Genomic DNA, 353 nt, shown 5'->3' on the forward strand with positions numbered 1-353 from the left:
TCCTAAGGAAGTTAGGCAAATTATAAAGGCCGATCGCGTGTTTTATCATATCGATGATGAACATTATGGAACTGTATATCCAGGAGAAATTGATCGAATTATAAAGGAACTTAGCACTTGGAATTACCGCCATTTTGAACAGGTGACAATCCAAGAAGAAGACTTATCAGATTTTCTCCATGAAAATGGTCGTGCTCAAATCTCGTTTCCAAGCTCCGTTCCAATGGAAATTTATAAAAATATTTTAGGTATACAGGACGAGGATATGTCTGGGATTCACTTCGATCAAATCATCATTGAGATGAAAAATGTGATGAATGACAGCGGATATGTATATTTCGTCTCATTGGATG

At 36.5% G+C, this 353-nt stretch carries 1 protein-coding gene; it reads left to right on the top strand.

The features are described from left to right. On the top strand, positions 1–353 hold a 353-nt coding region (gene yycH, locus PZE06_RS27025), incomplete at both ends, for a two-component system activity regulator YycH (protein ID WP_275792244.1).

Origin of the sequence: Robertmurraya sp. DFI.2.37 (assembly GCF_029211245.1) — a bacterium.
Taxonomy (GTDB): domain Bacteria; phylum Bacillota; class Bacilli; order Bacillales; family Cytobacillaceae; genus Robertmurraya; species Robertmurraya methanolica_A.